This window comes from Siphonobacter aquaeclarae, assembly GCF_900103285.1.
GTDB classification, from domain to species: domain Bacteria; phylum Bacteroidota; class Bacteroidia; order Cytophagales; family Spirosomataceae; genus Siphonobacter; species Siphonobacter aquaeclarae.
Window position 1 is genome coordinate 621470 of record NZ_FNGS01000002.1, and the last position, 16615, is coordinate 638084.

At 56.2% G+C, this 16615-nt stretch carries 14 protein-coding genes; 5 read left to right on the forward strand and 9 right to left on the reverse strand.

Translation table 11 applies throughout. The features are described 5' to 3' along the window. Positions 1-11: 11 nt before the first annotated feature. Both BLR09_RS06110 and BLR09_RS06115 read left to right on the forward strand, forming a co-directional pair. Positions 12-1643 carry a RagB/SusD family nutrient uptake outer membrane protein gene (locus BLR09_RS06110; RefSeq protein ID WP_093199121.1) on the forward strand — a complete coding sequence of 544 codons (1632 nt, stop codon included), beginning with the start codon at positions 12-14 and terminating at the stop codon, positions 1641-1643. 67 nt (positions 1644-1710) lie between these two features. Continuing rightward, positions 1711-3546 (forward strand): glycoside hydrolase family 97 protein, encoded by a 1836-nt coding sequence (locus BLR09_RS06115; protein ID WP_093199124.1) that lies wholly within the window; start codon positions 1711-1713, stop codon positions 3544-3546. A 1-nt stretch (position 3547) separates the two neighbouring features. On the opposite strand, the gene BLR09_RS06120 is transcribed toward BLR09_RS06115, so the two are convergent. Next, positions 3548-5050 (reverse strand): carboxylesterase/lipase family protein, encoded by a 1503-nt coding sequence (locus tag BLR09_RS06120; protein ID WP_093199126.1) that lies wholly within the window; start codon positions 5048-5050, stop codon positions 3548-3550. A gap of 199 nt (positions 5051-5249) precedes the next feature. On the opposite strand from BLR09_RS06120, the gene BLR09_RS06125 reads away from it, so the two are divergent. From BLR09_RS06125 to BLR09_RS06135, 3 genes are all read left to right on the forward strand, one after another. Beyond that, a complete protein-coding gene (locus BLR09_RS06125) occupies positions 5250-6491 on the forward strand; it encodes a cation:proton antiporter (protein WP_093199701.1) in 1242 nt (413 codons plus the stop codon). 93 nt (positions 6492-6584) lie between these two features. Beyond that, entirely contained in the window at positions 6585-7496 is a 912-nt protein-coding gene (locus tag BLR09_RS06130; RefSeq protein WP_093199129.1) for a hypothetical protein, read from the forward strand. Between the two features lies 1 nt (position 7497). Further along, complete coding sequence (locus tag BLR09_RS06135; RefSeq protein ID WP_093199131.1) at positions 7498-7845, forward strand: hypothetical protein; 348 nt, start codon at positions 7498-7500, stop codon at positions 7843-7845. A gap of 30 nt (positions 7846-7875) precedes the next feature. Here BLR09_RS06135 and BLR09_RS06140 read toward each other — a convergent pair whose 3' ends face one another. From BLR09_RS06140 to BLR09_RS06175, 8 genes are all read right to left on the reverse strand, one after another. Further along, the gene (locus BLR09_RS06140) at positions 7876-9966 is read right to left on the reverse strand and encodes a xanthine dehydrogenase family protein molybdopterin-binding subunit (protein WP_093199134.1); all 2091 of its coding nucleotides are present in this window, start codon (positions 9964-9966) and stop codon (positions 7876-7878) included. Between the two features lie 5 nt (positions 9967-9971). Then, positions 9972-10436: a (2Fe-2S)-binding protein gene (locus BLR09_RS06145; RefSeq protein ID WP_093199704.1), complete on the reverse strand. Its 465-nt coding sequence runs from the start codon at positions 10434-10436 to the stop codon at positions 9972-9974. 127 nt (positions 10437-10563) lie between these two features. Next, entirely contained in the window at positions 10564-10905 is a 342-nt protein-coding gene (locus BLR09_RS06150) for a cupin domain-containing protein (protein ID WP_093199135.1), read from the reverse strand. Between the two features lie 107 nt (positions 10906-11012). After that, positions 11013-11498, reverse strand: coding sequence for a nuclear transport factor 2 family protein (locus BLR09_RS06155; protein WP_449441353.1), 486 nt, complete (start codon positions 11496-11498; stop codon positions 11013-11015). A 63-nt stretch (positions 11499-11561) separates the two neighbouring features. Next, entirely contained in the window at positions 11562-12119 is a 558-nt protein-coding gene (locus tag BLR09_RS06160; protein ID WP_093199137.1) for a TetR/AcrR family transcriptional regulator, read from the reverse strand. Positions 12120-12270: 151 nt separating this feature from the next. After that, on the reverse strand, positions 12271-14550 hold the full coding sequence (locus BLR09_RS06165) for a glycosyl hydrolase family 28 protein (RefSeq protein WP_093199138.1): 2280 nt from the start codon (positions 14548-14550) through the stop codon (positions 12271-12273). Between the two features lie 491 nt (positions 14551-15041). After that, complete coding sequence (locus BLR09_RS06170; RefSeq protein ID WP_143011035.1) at positions 15042-15608, reverse strand: type II toxin-antitoxin system VapC family toxin; 567 nt, start codon at positions 15606-15608, stop codon at positions 15042-15044. 192 nt (positions 15609-15800) lie between these two features. Beyond that, on the reverse strand, positions 15801-16526 hold the full coding sequence (locus tag BLR09_RS06175) for an XRE family transcriptional regulator (RefSeq protein ID WP_093199143.1): 726 nt from the start codon (positions 16524-16526) through the stop codon (positions 15801-15803). Positions 16527-16615 lie beyond the last annotated feature (89 nt).

Genomic DNA, 16615 nt, shown 5'->3' on the forward strand with positions numbered 1-16615 from the left:
TCTTCACGACCATGAAAAACTTCCGATATCTCCTGTTTTTTCTGCTTCTGACGTCCTGCAAAGACAGCGTACTGGACGAAAAACCGCTCGCGTTTCTTAACCCGGATGTAGTGCTGGTAGACAAGGCCGGGTTTGAAACCGCCATTACGGGCCTGCATTCGGCCGCCCGGGACGAGCTGTTTGGTACCGATACCGAGAACCTCCACGCGATGAACATCGGCACGGATGCCTATCAGTCGGGTGCGGTTTCGACCTTGCTGCGGGATTATAACATTTCATTGACGCCGACTTTGTTTTCGGTCGATTACTGGTGGGAATGGGCGTACCTGAAGATGATTCCCCGCGCCAATATCGTCATCGAATATGCCGACAAGCCGGCCGCCAAATGGGCCAGTGATGCGGAAAAGAATGCCATTGTCGCCGAAGCGCGTTTCTTCCGGGCCTATACCTATAACATCTTAGTGAATCTGTACGGAGACGTGCCGCTGGTCGACAAAGTTCAGACGACACCGAAGACCGACTACACCCGCGCGCCGCGGAAGGATCTGCTCGACTTTGCGCGCCAGGACCTGGAATTCGCTTCGCAATGGCTGCCGAAGACACCCGCCGCTCCCGGCCGGATTACCAAAGCCGCCGCTGATCACGTACTTACAGAGATATACCTGGCGCTGGGCGATAATGACAAGGCTATTCAGTCGGCCACGGCGGTCATCGGCGATGGCATTCACAAACTGATGACCGAACGGTTTGGCAGCAAGACGGGGCTACCGGGCGACGTATTTTCCGATCTCTTCCGGGACAAAAACCAGAACCTGGCTGCCAATACCGAAACCATCTGGGCCATTCAGTTTGAATACCAGACGCCAGGGGGCGTCGCCTATTCCAACGCCACCAACCCGACGGCCTTCGGCGGCAACAGCAGCATGCGCGCCTGGGGTGCCGCCTACCACAACATCAAGGACCCCGACGGAAAATCGGGGATGGTGGTGTGCGACAGCCTCGGACGACCGGTTGGCTGGGTAATGGGCACACCTTACGCCTCTTACGACGTATGGAAGGAAGATTGGAACGACATGCGGAATTCACAATACAACATGCGCCGTAATTTTTACTACAATAACCCTACTTCGGCTTATTTTCTGAAGAAGGTAGATCCCGTCGCGGCGAAGATCGATACCCTCAATTCGGGCTGGTACTATCCCTATACCCGCAAACTGGAAGGCGATCCGCTGGCAGGGAATACCGCCGGGCGGACCTTCGTCGATTTCTACAAAATCCGGCTGGCCGAAACATACCTGCTCCGAGCCGAAGCCTATATCCGGAAAGGAGATGCGCAGAAAGCCGCAGACGACCTGAACGTACTCCGTGCCCGCGCCAGGGCCAAACCGGTGACGGCGGCTAAAGCGACGCTCGATTATATCCTCGACGAACGCGTCCGCGAACTGATCATGGAAGAACCCCGGCGGCGGACGCTCGTCCGGTTCGGATACCTGGCGGGGAGCAATGTGCTGGTCGACCGGGTGAAGAAATACAACCCCAAAACCGGTACCGCCATCGACGCGAAACACGAGCTGTTCCCTATTCCCCAGAAATTCATCGACGCCAACCTGGACGTCAAGATTTCCCAGAATCCGGGGTATTGATCCAGTAAACAGATGGCGCGGGCCGAAGGCCCGCGCCATCTGTCCCAACCGCTTTTTCCAACTTCTCATGCGCCGTCTTTTACTGCTGTTACTCCTTCCGCTCGGAGCCTTCTCACAGGATTCACTCCGGATTTTGTCGCCAAACGGCAAACTGCAATTCCGCTTTTCCCTGCTTCCGGGTGGCATCCCGTCGTACGACATTACGGAAAACGGCCAGGCCGTCATTCTTCCGTCCAGGCTGGGCCTGGCAGATAATACCAACCTGCCCTCCGGCCGGTCCTGGGACAAGAACCTGCAGGTAATCCGCACCGCCCGCCGCGAAGTCAGTACGACCTGGAAACCCGTCTGGGGTGAACGTTCCGAAATACCCGATCGCTACCGGGAACTGACCGTAACACTGCGCCATGCCGACCGGGACCGCGGTACGTTTCAGGTCGTTGCCCGGGCGTATGACGAGGGCGTCGCATTCCGGTATTTCTTCCCGGAAGAAGGCCGTACGCAGATACTCGACCTCGGCGCGGAGCTGACGGAATTCCACTTGCCGGAAGGTACCGAAGGCTACTGGACGGAGCGTGCCCAGACGTCCTACCGGAAGCGTCCCCTCGAAAACTGGGAGCGGGATGCGGAAATGCCGCTGACCCTCCGGCTGCCGGACAATCGCTGGGCCTGCATCGCCCAGGCCGAGCAGACCAACTACCCCCGCGCCCGCCTGAAAACCGTCGGAAAAAACCGGCTGACGACGCAGCTGTTCGGCGAAGTCACCGAGACCTCTCCCTGGGCGCTGCCCTGGCGGGTAGTGCTCACCGGCGAAAAACCGGGCGACATACTCGAACATAACTACCTGATCCTGAACCTCAACCCTCCGAACGAACTGAAAGAAACCGCCTGGATACAACCGGGAAAAGTCATGCGGGAGGTGACGCTGTCGACCAGCGGCGCGAAGAAACTTGTCGACTTCGCCGTCGAACAAAACATTGAATACATTCACTTTGATGCGGGCTGGTACGGACATGAATACGATGCGGCATCTGACGCCACGAAGGTAAACGTAGACCCGCGCCGGAACCCGAAAAACGACCTGGACCTGCCCGCAGTAATCGCCTACGCGAAAGCAAAGGGAAAGAAAGTTATTCTCTACGTGAATCACCGTGCCTTGGAGCGGCAGCTCGATGACATCCTCCCGCTCTACCACCAATGGGGCGTTGCCGGTATCAAATTCGGATTCGTGCATACCGGTTCGCACCACTGGACCCGCTGGCTGCACGACGCCATCCGGAAAGCCGCCCGGTACAACATGGTACTGGATATTCACGATGAATTCCGCCCCTCCGGTTTTTCCCGTACCTATCCGAACCTGCTCACACAGGAAGGTATCCGGGGTAACGAGGAGTTTCCGGATGCGACCCATAATACCGTCCTGCCCTTCACGCGGTTTATAGCCGGCGCGGCGGATTATACCTTCTGTTTCAACGAAAAACGACTAAAAAACACGAAGGCGCACCAGCTGGCTATCTCCGTAATCTACTTCAGTCCACTGCAATACCTCTACTGGTACGGGAAGCCGGAGGATTATCCCAATCGGAAAGAAGTCGAATTCTGGAAAGACCTGCCGACGGTCTGGGACGATACCCGCGTGCTGGCAGGTACGCCCGAAGAGTTTGTGACCGTGGCCCGGCGGAAAGGCGCAAACTGGTGGATCGGCCTGATTACCAATACCTCCGCCCGCAAGCAAATCATCGGTTTCGGTTTTCTTCCGAAAGGAAAAACATACCGCGCCGTGATTCACGAAGACGACGGAAACGGCAGTATCCGCCAGCGTACCGAAACCGTGACGGCGTCCGGCTCGCTGACTTTTGACCTGGCTCCGTCCGGAGGAGTAGCCCTGCGCCTGGAGGCCCGGTAGTTTATTTTTTCAGGGAATCGAGTAATTCGAGTTCGTTTTTGATTTTGGCGGGACCGTGACGAACGTCCTTCCCGATGTCCAGTACTTCTTCTTTTCCGGTTTGAAACGCCGGCCAGACGGGCAGCCCCTTTCCATTGGGGTTGCCCGTTTTCACGAAATTGACCCAATAAGCGGACATCATTTCTTCCATTTGCCGGTCTTTCGGCGTCCAGGGGCGGTTCCAGCGGTTCAGGTTATGAAAGGCGTAGGGTACTTCAGACGTATGAAAAGCGCCGAGTTCTTCCTGCTCCGGCGAGCCTGCCGGAACGTGTCCGAACGAGTACACATATACCGGCTGACTACCCGTTTTGACCTGAAGCTTCGCCCAGGTATAGTCCTGAGACGCAAACAGCGTATCCCGGAAGATTCTTGCCTGACTCTGTTTCGCTTCCGGATCCGTATTTCCCGGAAATACCGCCAGAAACGCCGGAGCTTTCGCGCCGTAGCGGGTACGGGCGTATGCCTGATACTCGTCTGCTGTTTTGACTTTGGACAGCCACGCCAGGCTGCCGTCGCCTTCCGTCCAGCCGGTGAGCAGGGTGACGTCGTTCTGACGGCCCTGTGAAAAGATAGCGGGCAGATCGGCCGGAAGTACCTCTCCGTCAATCACGGGGCGCGGCCGGCCGCGGTATTTCTTCAGCAGCTGGTCTGCCGGGAGTTGCCGCAACGCTTTTACCGACGATACGCCAAGCGAGGCAACATACGCCTGCCCTTCTTTCTCGGCATTGGCCAGCAGGTACTCCGGCGCCGGGCGGAACAGGGACCCGCTCTCGCCGATTGCCTGCCGGAAAAGACCTTTCGCCAGCGGAGAAGCCATGAGGGTACTGACACTGAACGATCCGGCCGACTGTCCGGCAATGGTTACCCGAGCCGGGTCGCCGCCGAAAGCAGCGATATTGCGCTGTACCCATTGCAGTGCAGCGAGCTGGTCGAGCATGCCGTAATTACCCGAGGAGCCTTCCTCCGCCGTCAGTTCGGGATGGGCCAGAAAACCGAATACGCCAACGCGGTAGTTGATCGTGACGACGACAATACCCCGCTTGGCCAGTTCCGTTCCGTCATAAATCGGCACCGATCCTGAACCGCTCGTAAACCCGCCGCCGTATATCCAGACGAGGACCGGCTTTCGTGACCGGACGTCGCTGGTCCAGACATTGAGATACAGGCAATCTTCGCCTATGGGGTCGGGTGGAATCAGAAATTCCATCGTATAGGCCGAAAACGGCACGGGAGCGGATTGCATCGGGCTTGCGGAAAAGCGGTCTGCCTTCCGGACGCCGTCCCACAGCTGGACGGGTTGAGGTGGCCGCCAGCGCCGGTCGCCCGTAGGCGGCGCAGCAAACGGAATACCTTTGAAAACCACAGGAGCGGCGCCGGTACCGGAGACCAGCCCTCCTTCGGTTCGGACCACCGTCTGCGCCTGAGCGAAAGAAGTCAGGAGCAACAGAGCCAGGATGCGTTTCATGGGTTCAGCCGATTAAGTGGAGGAAAGATACGCCTTTTTCCGGACAGCCTCGTTTTTGTGTTTTTGGCAATCAAATCCTATTTTCTTTATTAGAATTTCATTAGAACAGGCAAAATCACAACCATTTCCCCAAAAATTGAGTTACTTTTTTACAAACAAATCATCCGGCAACCAATCTCCCCGGAAAACCGATTGCTTTATGGAGTTATACTACACCTTTTCTGTTCTCATTGTGCTGTCGGCGGTGTTCGCGTACCTGAACCTCCGCTTTCTGAAACTTCCGGCAACGATCGGTATAATGGTCATCGCCATGGTCGCATCGGTCTTCCTCGTCGCCGCAGGTAAATACAATCCGGGCTTATTTGAGCACGCCGTCGGGTTTCTCGGCCGGGTCAACCTGGAAGAAATCCTGATGGGAGCCATGCTCAACTTCCTGCTTTTTGCCGGGGCGATTCATATTCACATGGACGACCTCAAAGAGCAAAAACGTTTTGTCATTGTGTTCTCGACGGTGAGTGTGCTGCTGTCGACCTTCGCCGTCGGCGCCATGCTCTATTATGCCCTTCAGTGGCTTGGAATGGACATTCCGCTGATCCAGTGTCTCGTCTTCGGAGCGCTGATTTCACCGACCGACCCGATTGCGGTACTGGGTATCCTGAAGGCGGCGGGCGTACCGAAGTCGCTCGAAACCAAGATCGCCGGCGAGTCGCTTTTCAACGACGGCGTCGCGGTAGTCGTCTTCGTCACCCTCCTCGAAATGGCCCGCCAGAGTACCACGCATATTTCACTCAGTGCCGTATCGGTTCTTCTGGCGAAAGAAGCGCTGGGCGGTCTGGCCGTCGGGCTGCTGCTTGGTTTCGCAGGTTCCAGAGCGATGAAGGTCATCGACGACTACAAAGTTGCTGTCCTGATTACCCTTGCCATCGTCATGGGCGGGTACCTCCTCTCCCAGGCCATGCATATTTCCGGCCCGCTCACAATGGTTGCGGCGGGTCTGGTGGTCGGCAACTACGGAAAAGCCCGTGCGATGTCGGAAGTGACCCAGGACTACCTTGAGAAATTCTGGGAGCTGATTGATGAAATCATGAATGCCTGTCTCTTCCTGCTGATCGGATTCGAACTGCTGCTGATTCCGGATCTGGGACGGTACTGGCAGATCGGTCTGCTGGCAATTGCCATCGTGCTGCTCGCCAGGTACTTGTCGATAAAGGGTCCGGCGGTATTGATTCCGTTCCGGGAAAAACTGGACCGTAAGTCCATCGTTATCCTGGTATGGGGCGGCCTGCGCGGTGGAGTATCGGTAGCGCTGGCGCTGTCGATCGACGAGGCGCTGAACAAGAATCTCTTTCTGGCCATCACCTACTTCGTCGTTGTATTCTCTCTTATTGTGCAGGGATTGACGGTAGGCCGCCTCACCCGCGCCGAACCTGCCATCCCATAAATGAGGGATTGCCTCCCTCCCGGCACCTGCTCAACTTTACTCCCCCGGACCACCTCCGGGGGATTTTTTTGTTCAACCTTCTTCTGCGAAACAATGAAACTTCAGCTTACGCTCGATGTATTCAGCGGACGACCAAACCCGACGCTGACGCTGGAAGGCCGCGAAGCCGCCGATTTTCTCCGGCGGGCCGAACCGACCGGAAAGCTTTCTGCCCGAAAAGAAGAACTCCCCTTCCGGCTCGGGTACCGCGGCATTATCGTCGAACAACTCGACGAGCCCGCTGCCGGTTTCCCGGCACTTTTTACCCTGACGCCGGAGCGGATATACAGCGAGGAACTAACGGCCGAAGCATCCGATAAGGGAGCTGAGTCGTTTCTGCTCGACCGGCTCTCCGGCTTCCGGAATACGCGGGGGCTGGGGCGTGGTTTCCGGGATTTTTTGCGGGATGATATGGCAGCCAGACGAAAGGAATTCGAAACCATCGGTCACCGCGTCTTTGATCCGCCGATCCTCGAAATACTGCAACCCTGCAGCTGCGCGCCGCTTTATGAGCCCGCCTGGTGGAACGTACCCACTATTCAGCCCCGCAATAATTGCTACAACTATGCCACCAACTACCGCTCCGACAGCTATGCTCAGCCCGGGCGCGCCGCCGGAGCGATGTATACCAACTATACCAGCTGCGTCGTTCCGGCGGGGCAGCGTAGTGTGCGGGACGGCGCGATAGCCGATTGCCTCATCGATACCCCCAATGCCAATAACGTCTGCCCGAAAGATGGTCACCTGGTGGCGCTCGTTATCGCTCCCGGGCCTGCATTCAAGGATTTTCACTGGTACCGGAAGGGCAAAAACGGACGATGGTCACACAAGCCGGGCGGCGGCGCCGTCACTCACCTCGACAATTCGGGCGCCGTCATTACCGATCCCCGAACGGCCAACCGGGGGTACTACACGCAATTTTGTACCTTCATGAAGGTCATGCACGGACATATCAAAATCAACTGATTTGAAAAAAGGAAAGGTTACCCTGCTGGTCTTCTCCGGCCGGCCCGATCCGGTCTGGATACTAGGACGTCTGACGGAAAAGGCCCTCGAACACTACTGGCAAACCCTTGATGCGGCGCCGGGTATGCCCGAACCCGCTCCGGACGGCCTGGGATACCGGGGTTTTCTGGTGGAAACCGGCGACGATACCTGGTTTGTTTTCCGCGGAATGGTATCCCGCCATACCGCCGGCGGAAAGACCGTCCGGGCGGACCATACCCGGGAAGTAGAGCGTACCCTCCTGTTGTCAGCCCCTGCCGAGTGGCAGGAGCTGACACGGGAGCTGCTCCGAACCGAACTGGGAGAATAAAAACGAAGGCCGGAGTAACCGGCCTTCGACTCAGAATGTAGCTTCTTTCAGTTCTTCGAGGAAGGGCTGCTGCCGGAGGCGCTTGCCCGTCGCCGCGAAAATCGCGTTGGCAACACTCCCGCCCGTGGGTGGTAGTGCCGGTTCTCCCAGGCCCGTTGGATCGATGCCGTTATCGACGAAATGGACCTCTACTTCCGGAATTTCATTCATCCGGATGAGGCGGTAAGTATTGAAGTTCTTTTGCTCCGGCGCTCCGTCCCGGAAGGTCAGGTTGCCGAACATCGCGTGGCCAAAGCCGTCTACCACGCTGCCGATGACCTGCTGGCGGGCGCCGCTTTGATTGACCACTACCCCGCAATCCACCGCAGCAACTACCTTTTTCAGCGAAGGGCCTTCCTTGGTAGCGACCACTTCCGCAACCTGCGCCACGTAGGAATTGTGGGAAAAATACACGCTGAAACCCTGCCCTTTTTTCTTACCCCAACCCGATTTTTCGGCGGCCAGCTGGATAACGGCCTTCATCCGGTCGATGTCATATTTGATCGCGCCAACCGGTTTGGCTTTGGCTTTTTCCAGCAAATCGAGCCGGAAACGCACCGGGTCCTTTCCTGCCGCAGCCGCTACTTCATCGAGAAAAGCCTGCTCGGCAAAAGCGAGAAAATTCGTAATCGGCGCGCGCCACGGCCCGGTCGTAATCGGGGATTTCTGGTCGACGCTGTCGATCAGCAGGTTATCTACCGCACCGGAAGGAAAGTTATCCTCGCGGGTAGAGTTTCCGACATTGAATCCGGCGCCGCGCAGGCGATAGCCGACGAGGTTATTGCCGGCATCAAGCGCGGCTTCAAAACGGTAGCGAACCGCCGGACGGTAGCTGCCGCCGGTCATATCGTCTTCGCGCGTCCAGATTACTTTGACGGGCGCCTTGATGAGGCTCGATAGCTCGGCGGCTTCCAGCACGTAGTCGGCTTTCAGCCGTCGTCCAAAACCTCCGCCCATGCGGGTCAGGGTTACGGTAACCTTTTCCGGCGGGATTCCGAGAAGTTTGGCGGTCTCGTTCCGGGCCAGCTCTGGTGTCTGCGTCGAACCGACCAGCTCCACGCCATCCGGGCGGACGTGCGCAAAGAAGTTCATCGGCTCCAGCGGATTATGCGGAAGGAATGGGCACTGGTACTCGGCCCGGACGACCTTCGCCGCAGTCCGGAACGCCGCGTCGGGGTCGCCGTCCTTGCGGCGGACTGTCGCCTCCGGGCTGTCAAGCAGCGTTTTCAGGATCCGGTTGTGATCGGCTGTACTTTCCAGCGGCGCTTCCTTTTCGTATTCAATTTTGACGGCTTCCCGGGCCTTTTTGACCTGCCAGGTAGATTTTCCGACGATGGCGACGTTGTTTTTAAACGTCACTACGTCGACAATACCGGGCATCGCCTTCGCCGCCGCCGCATCTACCGATTTGATTTTCAACCCAAAAGCCGCCGGTCGCTGTATCATCGCGAACAGCATTCCTTCCCGGTAAAAATCAATCCCGAAAAGCGGTTTTCCAGTCAGAATAGCCGGATTATCAATGTTTTTGACCTGTTGCCGGATAAGGCGAAAATCTTTCCGGTCTTTCAACGGTACTTCTGCCGGAACCGGCAGGCGGGCCGCTTCGTCCGCCAATTCTCCGTAGCTCAGCTTCTTTGAATTGTGCCGGACAAAACCGTTTTCGGTCGTGCATTCCGACGCCGGAACCTGCCAGCGTTTGGCAGCGGCATCGATCAGCATACGCCGGGCCGTCGCGCCGGCCTTCCGCAGCCGCTGCCAGGAGTGACGGATCGACCCGCTGCCTCCTGCTACCTGGCGTTCAAAATTTTTCGTATCGAGTGCGGCCTGGATCACGCGGACCTGCTTCCAATCTACGTCCAGCTCCTCCGCCACGATCATCGGAAAGGAGGTTTTGATCCCCTGCCCCACTTCGGGATTGGGTGACAAAATCGACACCACGCCGTCTGCCGCGATGGACAGGTATGCGTTGAAGGCGCCCGGCGCCCCCGCAAGCGCTTCGGCTTCGGACCAGGAAAAGCCCAGCATGAGGCCTCCGCCCGCGGAAGCCATTACTTTCAGAAAAGTACGTCTGTTGGCAGTCATGTCGGTTACTTTTTCGGTCGTGAAGCAGCCAGGTGAATAGCCTCCCGTATGCGGTGGTAAGTACCACAGCGGCAGAGGTTTCCGGACATAGCGGTTTCGATTTCGGCGTCGGTAGGCTTCGGATTTTTCCGGAGAAAAGCAGCGGCCGTCATGATCTGGCCTGCCTGGCAGTAGCCGCACTGCGGCACGTCGGCTTCGTCCCAGGCTTTCTGGACGGGATGATCTCCCTGTACAGAAAGTCCCTCGATAGTCGTAATCCGGGCGTTCGTTACAGCCGATACCGGCAGGACGCAGGAGCGGGTTGCTTCCCCGTTGACGTGTACCGTACAGGCTCCGCACATGGCCATCCCGCATCCGAATTTGGTCCCGGTCAGCCCGAGATGGTCGCGTAGCACCCAGAGGAGGGGCGTATCCGGATCGGCTTCGGTCTGGTACGTCCGCTCGTTGATTTTCAGCTTGATAAGAGACATCGTCTTGTTGCTTTCGCGGCTGCCGGGAGGCGGGCCGCAGAGAGGTTGCAGCGTTGTTTCAGTCAAGTTAGCCGATCGGCCTATCCCCTCCAAACAAACCGAGATCACCACCGGGGATTCGTCGACATCACGAAACGAAGTCTTCCCGCATGGGTGAAAATACGTCTACCAGTATCCCTTCTTCCAGGCATACGGCGCCGTGAACGGCCGAGGGCGGAATGAAATACACATCTCCTTCCCGCAATACCTGCTTTTCTTCTCCGACGGTTATCTCAAATGCACCTTTGGCCACATAGCTGATCTGCCGGTGTACATGGTGGTGCAGGGCGCCGATACCTCCGGCATCAAAGGCAACTACAACCAGCATTACGTGGTCATCGTAGCTGAGAATTTTGCGGCGCAGCCCTCCGCCCAGCTCCTCCCAGGGAACTTCTTCAGAATGGGTAAACAATCGTTCGCGTGCGTTCATGAGCTATTATGGCAGGTTATCGGGTATCTGATCGACGGCATTCCGTTCCTGCCTCCCTGCAAAAAAGCGAAACAAACGCCGGTCCGGATAGCAGACCGGCGTTTTCCTTATACCACCCGGCGTTCGTTTTCGGCAATCGGTGCGTCGTTGATGCTGGCGTAGCGTCTGGCCATCTGCCCGATTTCGTTGAATTCCCATAGTTCGTTGCCATAGCTCCGGTACCATTGTCCTCCCGCATCGTGCCATTCGTATTCGAAACGGACGGCGATGCGGTTGCCGTCAAAACTCCAGAGCTCTTTTTTGAGGCGATAGTCCAGCTCCTTTTCCCACTTGCGGGTCAGGAAAGCCTGTACTTCCTCCCTCCCGTTGACAAACTCCGTCCGGTTGCGCCATTCGGTATCCGGCGTGTACGCCAGACTGACCCGTTTCGGATCCCGGCTATTCCAGGCTTCTTCGGCAAGTTTGACTTTCAGTAATGCCGTCTCCTGTGTGAAAGGAGGAAACGGAGGCCGTTGTTCAGCCAGTACAGCGTCCCACATGGTGTCGCCACACTCTTCGTTCACAAACGGAACATCTTCCGGATAGTCGCTCATGGTTGTTTTGTTTGAATTTAATTTTACCGAACGATCGGTAAATATGTACGTTAAAAAAATTTACTACTGCTTCAACAGTGACCGGATGTCTTCCAGCGTCTGTTCAAATAATTCAGGCTGATGAAAGATCTGCGACAGTATCAGTACACCCTGGATGCGGACGACTGCGTCTTTGCCGAGCTGCTCCGCAACTTTTTGCTCCAGGCCTGCGTCAACGGCGAGCCGGGCGAATCCGTCCATCCATTCCCGGAACTGCGCAGCAATCGCCTCTTCAAACAGCGGAGCCGCAGTACCATGCGAAAGCGCGCGGTAGACGCAGGCAACGGTGCCGCCGTGATAGAGGTCCCGGATATTTCCAAAGACGGTATCCAGCTTTGTTTCAAGGGGTTGCGAAGTCTGAACGACCTCCGTCAGATACGTTTTCGTCCACACAGCCAGGTGGTCCAGTACTGCCTGGGCCATTGCCTGCTTGCCTTCCGGAAACCGGTGGTAAAGACTCGCTTTCTTCAATCCCGTCGCCGCCGCCAGCTCCGTCATACTCGCTCCATCGTACCCCAACGTGCGGAATACAGTGAGAAGACGATCGATGAGGATGTCGGGGTGGATTTTGGGGTTTGCCATTGGAGGTTTAGGGTTTAGGGTTTAGGGTTTAGGGTTTAGGGTTTAGGGTTTAGGGTTTAGGGAAAGACTCATATTGTCCGATCAACCCTAAACTTCAAACCCTAAACTCTAAACTTATTTTCCGAACGATCGGTAAACAACCAAAAGTTCCCTATTCCATCACTTTTTTAACGCCGGAAGTATCGGTATCGAGCAGGCGGACGTCGGTCTGGCCGGATTTTCGGAGCAACAAGCCGGTGCCGGGGCGGCATCCGATGCGTTCGAGTACGATCTTCCGGCTGTCACGGACAAACAGCACCGGTCCTTTTTCCGTGAATAAGTCTACGTCTTTCAGGATGAGACCGGTCGCATCGGTACACAACAGCCCTTTCCGGCTTTCGATAACGGATTGGGCGATCTGAATGTCTTCGACGTGCATTTCGGGCAGCCCGCGTACGAGAATCCCCGTCTCAGCGCCTTTGCAATGAACATTCTGCACCCGGAAATGCCGGAAACGGGGTGTCCCCTCGTCCACCGGACGGGCCTCTGACGGCGGAAGGTCCTCACTCTTTCCGGACGCCGGTACAGGGTCTTTGGCCTGGTAATACATATCGAACAGAATGGCTTCTCCCGGAATATTCGTCATTTGAACGCCGCTGACGTACACATCCTCGACTACTCCTCCCCGGCCTCTTGCTGTTTTGAACCGCAGGCCTACATCCGTACCAAGAAAAGTACAGTTCGAAACAAACAGGTTACGGGCTCCGCCGGACATCTCGCTGCCAACGACAAATCCGCCGTGGCCGTGAAAAACGGTACATCCGTTGACAAGGACGTCTTCCGTCGGAATACCGCGTCTGCGGCCTTCGGCGTCACGGCCGGATTTGATACAGATGGCATCGTCGCCGACGTCAAATGTACTGTTTTCGATCAGTGCATGCCGGCAGGATTCCAGGTCGACTCCGTCTCCGTTTTGCGCATACCAGGGATTCCTGACCGTGACATGCCGAAGCGTAATATCCTCACACAGAAGCGGGTGCAAGCACCAGGCGGGCGAGTTTTGTACCGTAATCCCTTCGAGCAATACGTCACGGCATTGCACCAGACTTACCATATTCGGGCGGAGAAAATCCCGGATAGCGGCTGATTTCGTCTGATCATAACCGGTTGCGAGACTGACCGCTCCTTTGATCCGCGAGCCCTGGAGGGATTGTTCGGAAGGATACCAGGTATCGCCGTCGGTCACACCACCAGAGGCTACCAATTTCGCCCAGGCCGACGCAGTTAGTTTCTCCTTTTTGACCGGGCGCCATACTTCGCCGCCGCCGTCGAGCGTACCGCCTCCCGTAATAGCAATACCTACAGCGTTCCGGGCGCTCAGCGGCGCCTGGCAGCGGATGGCATCGAGACCTTCCCAGGAAGTTACGACAAGCGGGTAATCCTCCCGGTTCTGGCTGAAACGCAGCAGCGCTCCCGTTTTTACATGGAGATTGACGCCGCTTTTCAAGGTCAGCGGGCCCGTCAGCCAGAGACCTTCGGGAATCAGTACGGTACCGCCTCCCGCTGCCGAGCAGGCGTCTATACTTTTCTGTATTGCGCTGGTATTCAGGAACTGGCCATCGGGTTTTGCCCCATAGGCTGTGATGCGAAAGGTATCTTTCCGGAAAACGGGTTGGTACACCACCGGTAACTCGTCGGCTGCTTTGCCGTCGAACGCAGTTTTCCGGACGAATGCGGCAAGAGGTAGTTGCTGTCTCCGCCAGTCAGCCACCACGAGTCCGGCTATTTTTCGCGCTCCATAGGCGGAAAAGTGAGTATCGTCAGCAATGCCTTTCGGGCGCGAAGCATACGTACCAGGCTGAAAAGCCAGGTACAACCGCCGGGATTTTTCGGGACCGGCCTGCCGAACCATGTCGCGGCTGAGCGCTTCCAGGTCAATCAGGGGGACGCCTGTTTCTCCGGCAACCTCTTTCACGACTGTCGGGTAATCGCCGTGCGTATCGGACCAGGCGCCTCCGGCGTCAAACCGCCTTCTTACTACCGGCGTCAGGAGTACCGGTTTCGCGCCTTTCGCCTGCGTTTCCCGTATAAAGCGGAGCAGATTCCGGCGGTAGTCGGTCTGCGGCGCGGCATACCTGGTGGAGTCCTCTTTCTTCTCATCGTTATGACCGAACTGGATCAGGACCCAGTCGCCCGCTTTGAGTTCGCCAAGCACCGTCGTCCAGCGGCCTTCACGCAGAAAGCTTTTGGTACTGCGACCGTTAACTGCGTGGTTGCGGACGGCGACGCCATCTGAAAGCAAGCCGGGTAATGCCTGTCCCCAGCCCCGTTCCGGGTCCGATGCATCGGGTTTGTCGGCCATGGTGGAATCACCGATGAGAAAGATCGTTGGACGGACGTCCGCAGAACGGAAGGCACAAAGGGTAAGGGCGAGTAAGAACAGTTTTTTCATGCAATCAGGCTTCGTCGGAAGAAAGACGAAATCCGGATGACCTGTCCCTCGATCGTGTCAAACCGGCGCTATCATCCTGCCTGCAACAACAAAAAGCATCGATGTCACCAACACCGATGCTTTTAATAGACTAGTTTGAAGCTAAGCCGCCAACTCTGCTTCAAAGCTTATCTCTTTTCATTTCACCTAAAGAGACAGTTAAAATTACAAAAAATCATACAATAAATAGTTATCGTACTACATGCCGAAAAGTAACCCGTTTTCTGCCACCTCCTGATGTTCTGAGGGTTGCAAAAAACGGGCTATATTTTTTCTGACAAAAATCGTGTCAATTGCCGTAGAATAAATTCCACAACTTGTAGAATTCTTCTCTACGCCCAATAAAAATAAGCTAATTGTAATTATATTTTATCCCTCAATAATGGAATTCTATCCCATTTAGCGGACAGCTACGCAACACCAAAAATCCGCGCCATACCCGACCATAGCCGTTACCACAACCGTTTCAACCCCGGAAACTGGTCGAAACCGGGATCAGGAGAGATCACTGTGCAGGAGGCAGCCAGGGCCTGAGCCGCCAGCCAGTGACAGACCGGGCGAACAGGCTGCTTACTGTCAGGCAGTTGCCGGTATTTTTCCAATGAAGCGGCATCCATCGGGAGCAGCTGCAGGTGAAAATGGCTCATGACAGCCTGCATGAATTCACCAATGCTGCACCGGATCGCGAAGTCGCCCTTCTTCATTTTTTCCGCCAGCTCCAGCCACGAGCATTCACTGACAAAACAGATAATACCGGGTTCGTTGATGGCAACGACGGCAGTTTGCGACAAGCGGTATGCATCACGGATGAGGTAATCGAGCGTAGGCGTATCCAGCAGAATACGGGAAGGCCAGCGTTTCGGTACCTTCGAAAACCGCTCGACAGGCGGCAATCCCTGCCACAGGCCGGGGACTACCTTTTCAATCAGCTCTTTGGGAAGCTTTTTACGGGAAGACTTGGCTTCGGGCCGACGGGGCACTACCTGCCCCGCTGCCGTGTGGACAATTTCTGGCATCATGGAATAGCGGGTATCTGCAACCGGCACGCCCGGTCAAACCTGACCGACCTGTCTGTACCCGGCTTTTTCCACTGCTGCCTCCGGCGTTTGTGTCAAAAACCCGGATACAATGTCCGGATTATTGACACAAACATACACGGAAAATCCGATATTAACTAAAAAAGAAAGACAAATGATTCAAAAAATTAGACATCAGGACGGAAAATCCGCTTCGAAGTACCCTGCAAACTTCCATAACTCCTTGATGTCCTCCCGGCGGACCGGATACGGCGCAAACCGCTCGTTGAGTGACTTCAGCACCAGCACATCTTTCTCGACGAGGTAATTGAAGACTTTCTTCAGCACTACCCCTTCATCGAGCGTGACCACCAGGCAGATCGTTCCGTTCTTGACACCTTCCCAGTTCTCGATGTATTCGCCGAAAACCACGGCGCCCTCTTTCAGCGGGGGCATGGACTCGCCTTCATAGGGAAAAGCCCGGTACTTCCGGTCGCGGGCCAGAAACGGCAGGTTAAACGCCGGCAACTGCCCGATATATTCCAGATCGCCAAAGCCCTCGGCGTAACCACCCATGGCTTTGACGGGTACAAACTCGACATTGTCACGGTTACGTACGTCGACCGTCGTCGCCAAAACCCGCAATTCCGGCACTTTCGGTAACTGAACCGGTTCGCGGCTCAAATCTTTCCGAAGCAGCTCATCCACTGTCACCTGAAAGAAATCCGCTACTTTGACCAGATCCCCGTATTTCGGCTCGGCACGCGCCGACTCGTATGCAGCCCAGGTCGACTTCTTCAATCCCAGCTCATCCGCCAGCCGCTGCTGGGAAATTCTTCCCTCCAGACGACCCCTCAGGTACACGAGGTTACGTGAAAAAAAACCGTTATGATTGCTCTCTTCCGTGGTGTTTTTATCCATAATTTTTAATCAATGCTGGACCTTCTTGAACAAAGATAACGGAATTTCCTTTCCCCGAGCAAGAAATACAGTCAAAATATCCGGAAGCC

Bases quoted from the DNA above. Each gene is read 5' to 3' on its own strand.
- BLR09_RS06110 (WP_093199121.1), top strand. From the start codon at position 12: ATGAAAAACTTCCGATATCTCCTGTTTTTTCTGCTTCTGACGTCCTGC.
- BLR09_RS06115 (WP_093199124.1), top strand. From the start codon at position 1,711: ATGCGCCGTCTTTTACTGCTGTTACTCCTTCCGCTCGGAGCCTTCTCA.
- BLR09_RS06120 (WP_093199126.1), bottom strand. From the start codon at position 5,050: ATGAAACGCATCCTGGCTCTGTTGCTCCTGACTTCTTTCGCTCAGGCG.
- BLR09_RS06125 (WP_093199701.1), top strand. From the start codon at position 5,250: ATGGAGTTATACTACACCTTTTCTGTTCTCATTGTGCTGTCGGCGGTG.
- BLR09_RS06130 (WP_093199129.1), top strand. From the start codon at position 6,585: ATGAAACTTCAGCTTACGCTCGATGTATTCAGCGGACGACCAAACCCG.
- BLR09_RS06140 (WP_093199134.1), bottom strand. From the start codon at position 9,966: ATGACTGCCAACAGACGTACTTTTCTGAAAGTAATGGCTTCCGCGGGC.
- BLR09_RS06145 (WP_093199704.1), bottom strand. From the start codon at position 10,436: ATGTCTCTTATCAAGCTGAAAATCAACGAGCGGACGTACCAGACCGAA.
- BLR09_RS06150 (WP_093199135.1), bottom strand. From the start codon at position 10,905: ATGAACGCACGCGAACGATTGTTTACCCATTCTGAAGAAGTTCCCTGG.
- BLR09_RS06155 (WP_449441353.1), bottom strand. From the start codon at position 11,498: ATGAGCGACTATCCGGAAGATGTTCCGTTTGTGAACGAAGAGTGTGGC.
- BLR09_RS06160 (WP_093199137.1), bottom strand. From the start codon at position 12,119: ATGGCAAACCCCAAAATCCACCCCGACATCCTCATCGATCGTCTTCTC.
- BLR09_RS06165 (WP_093199138.1), bottom strand. From the start codon at position 14,550: ATGAAAAAACTGTTCTTACTCGCCCTTACCCTTTGTGCCTTCCGTTCT.
- BLR09_RS06170 (WP_143011035.1), bottom strand. From the start codon at position 15,608: ATGATGCCAGAAATTGTCCACACGGCAGCGGGGCAGGTAGTGCCCCGT.
- BLR09_RS06175 (WP_093199143.1), bottom strand. From the start codon at position 16,526: ATGGATAAAAACACCACGGAAGAGAGCAATCATAACGGTTTTTTTTCA.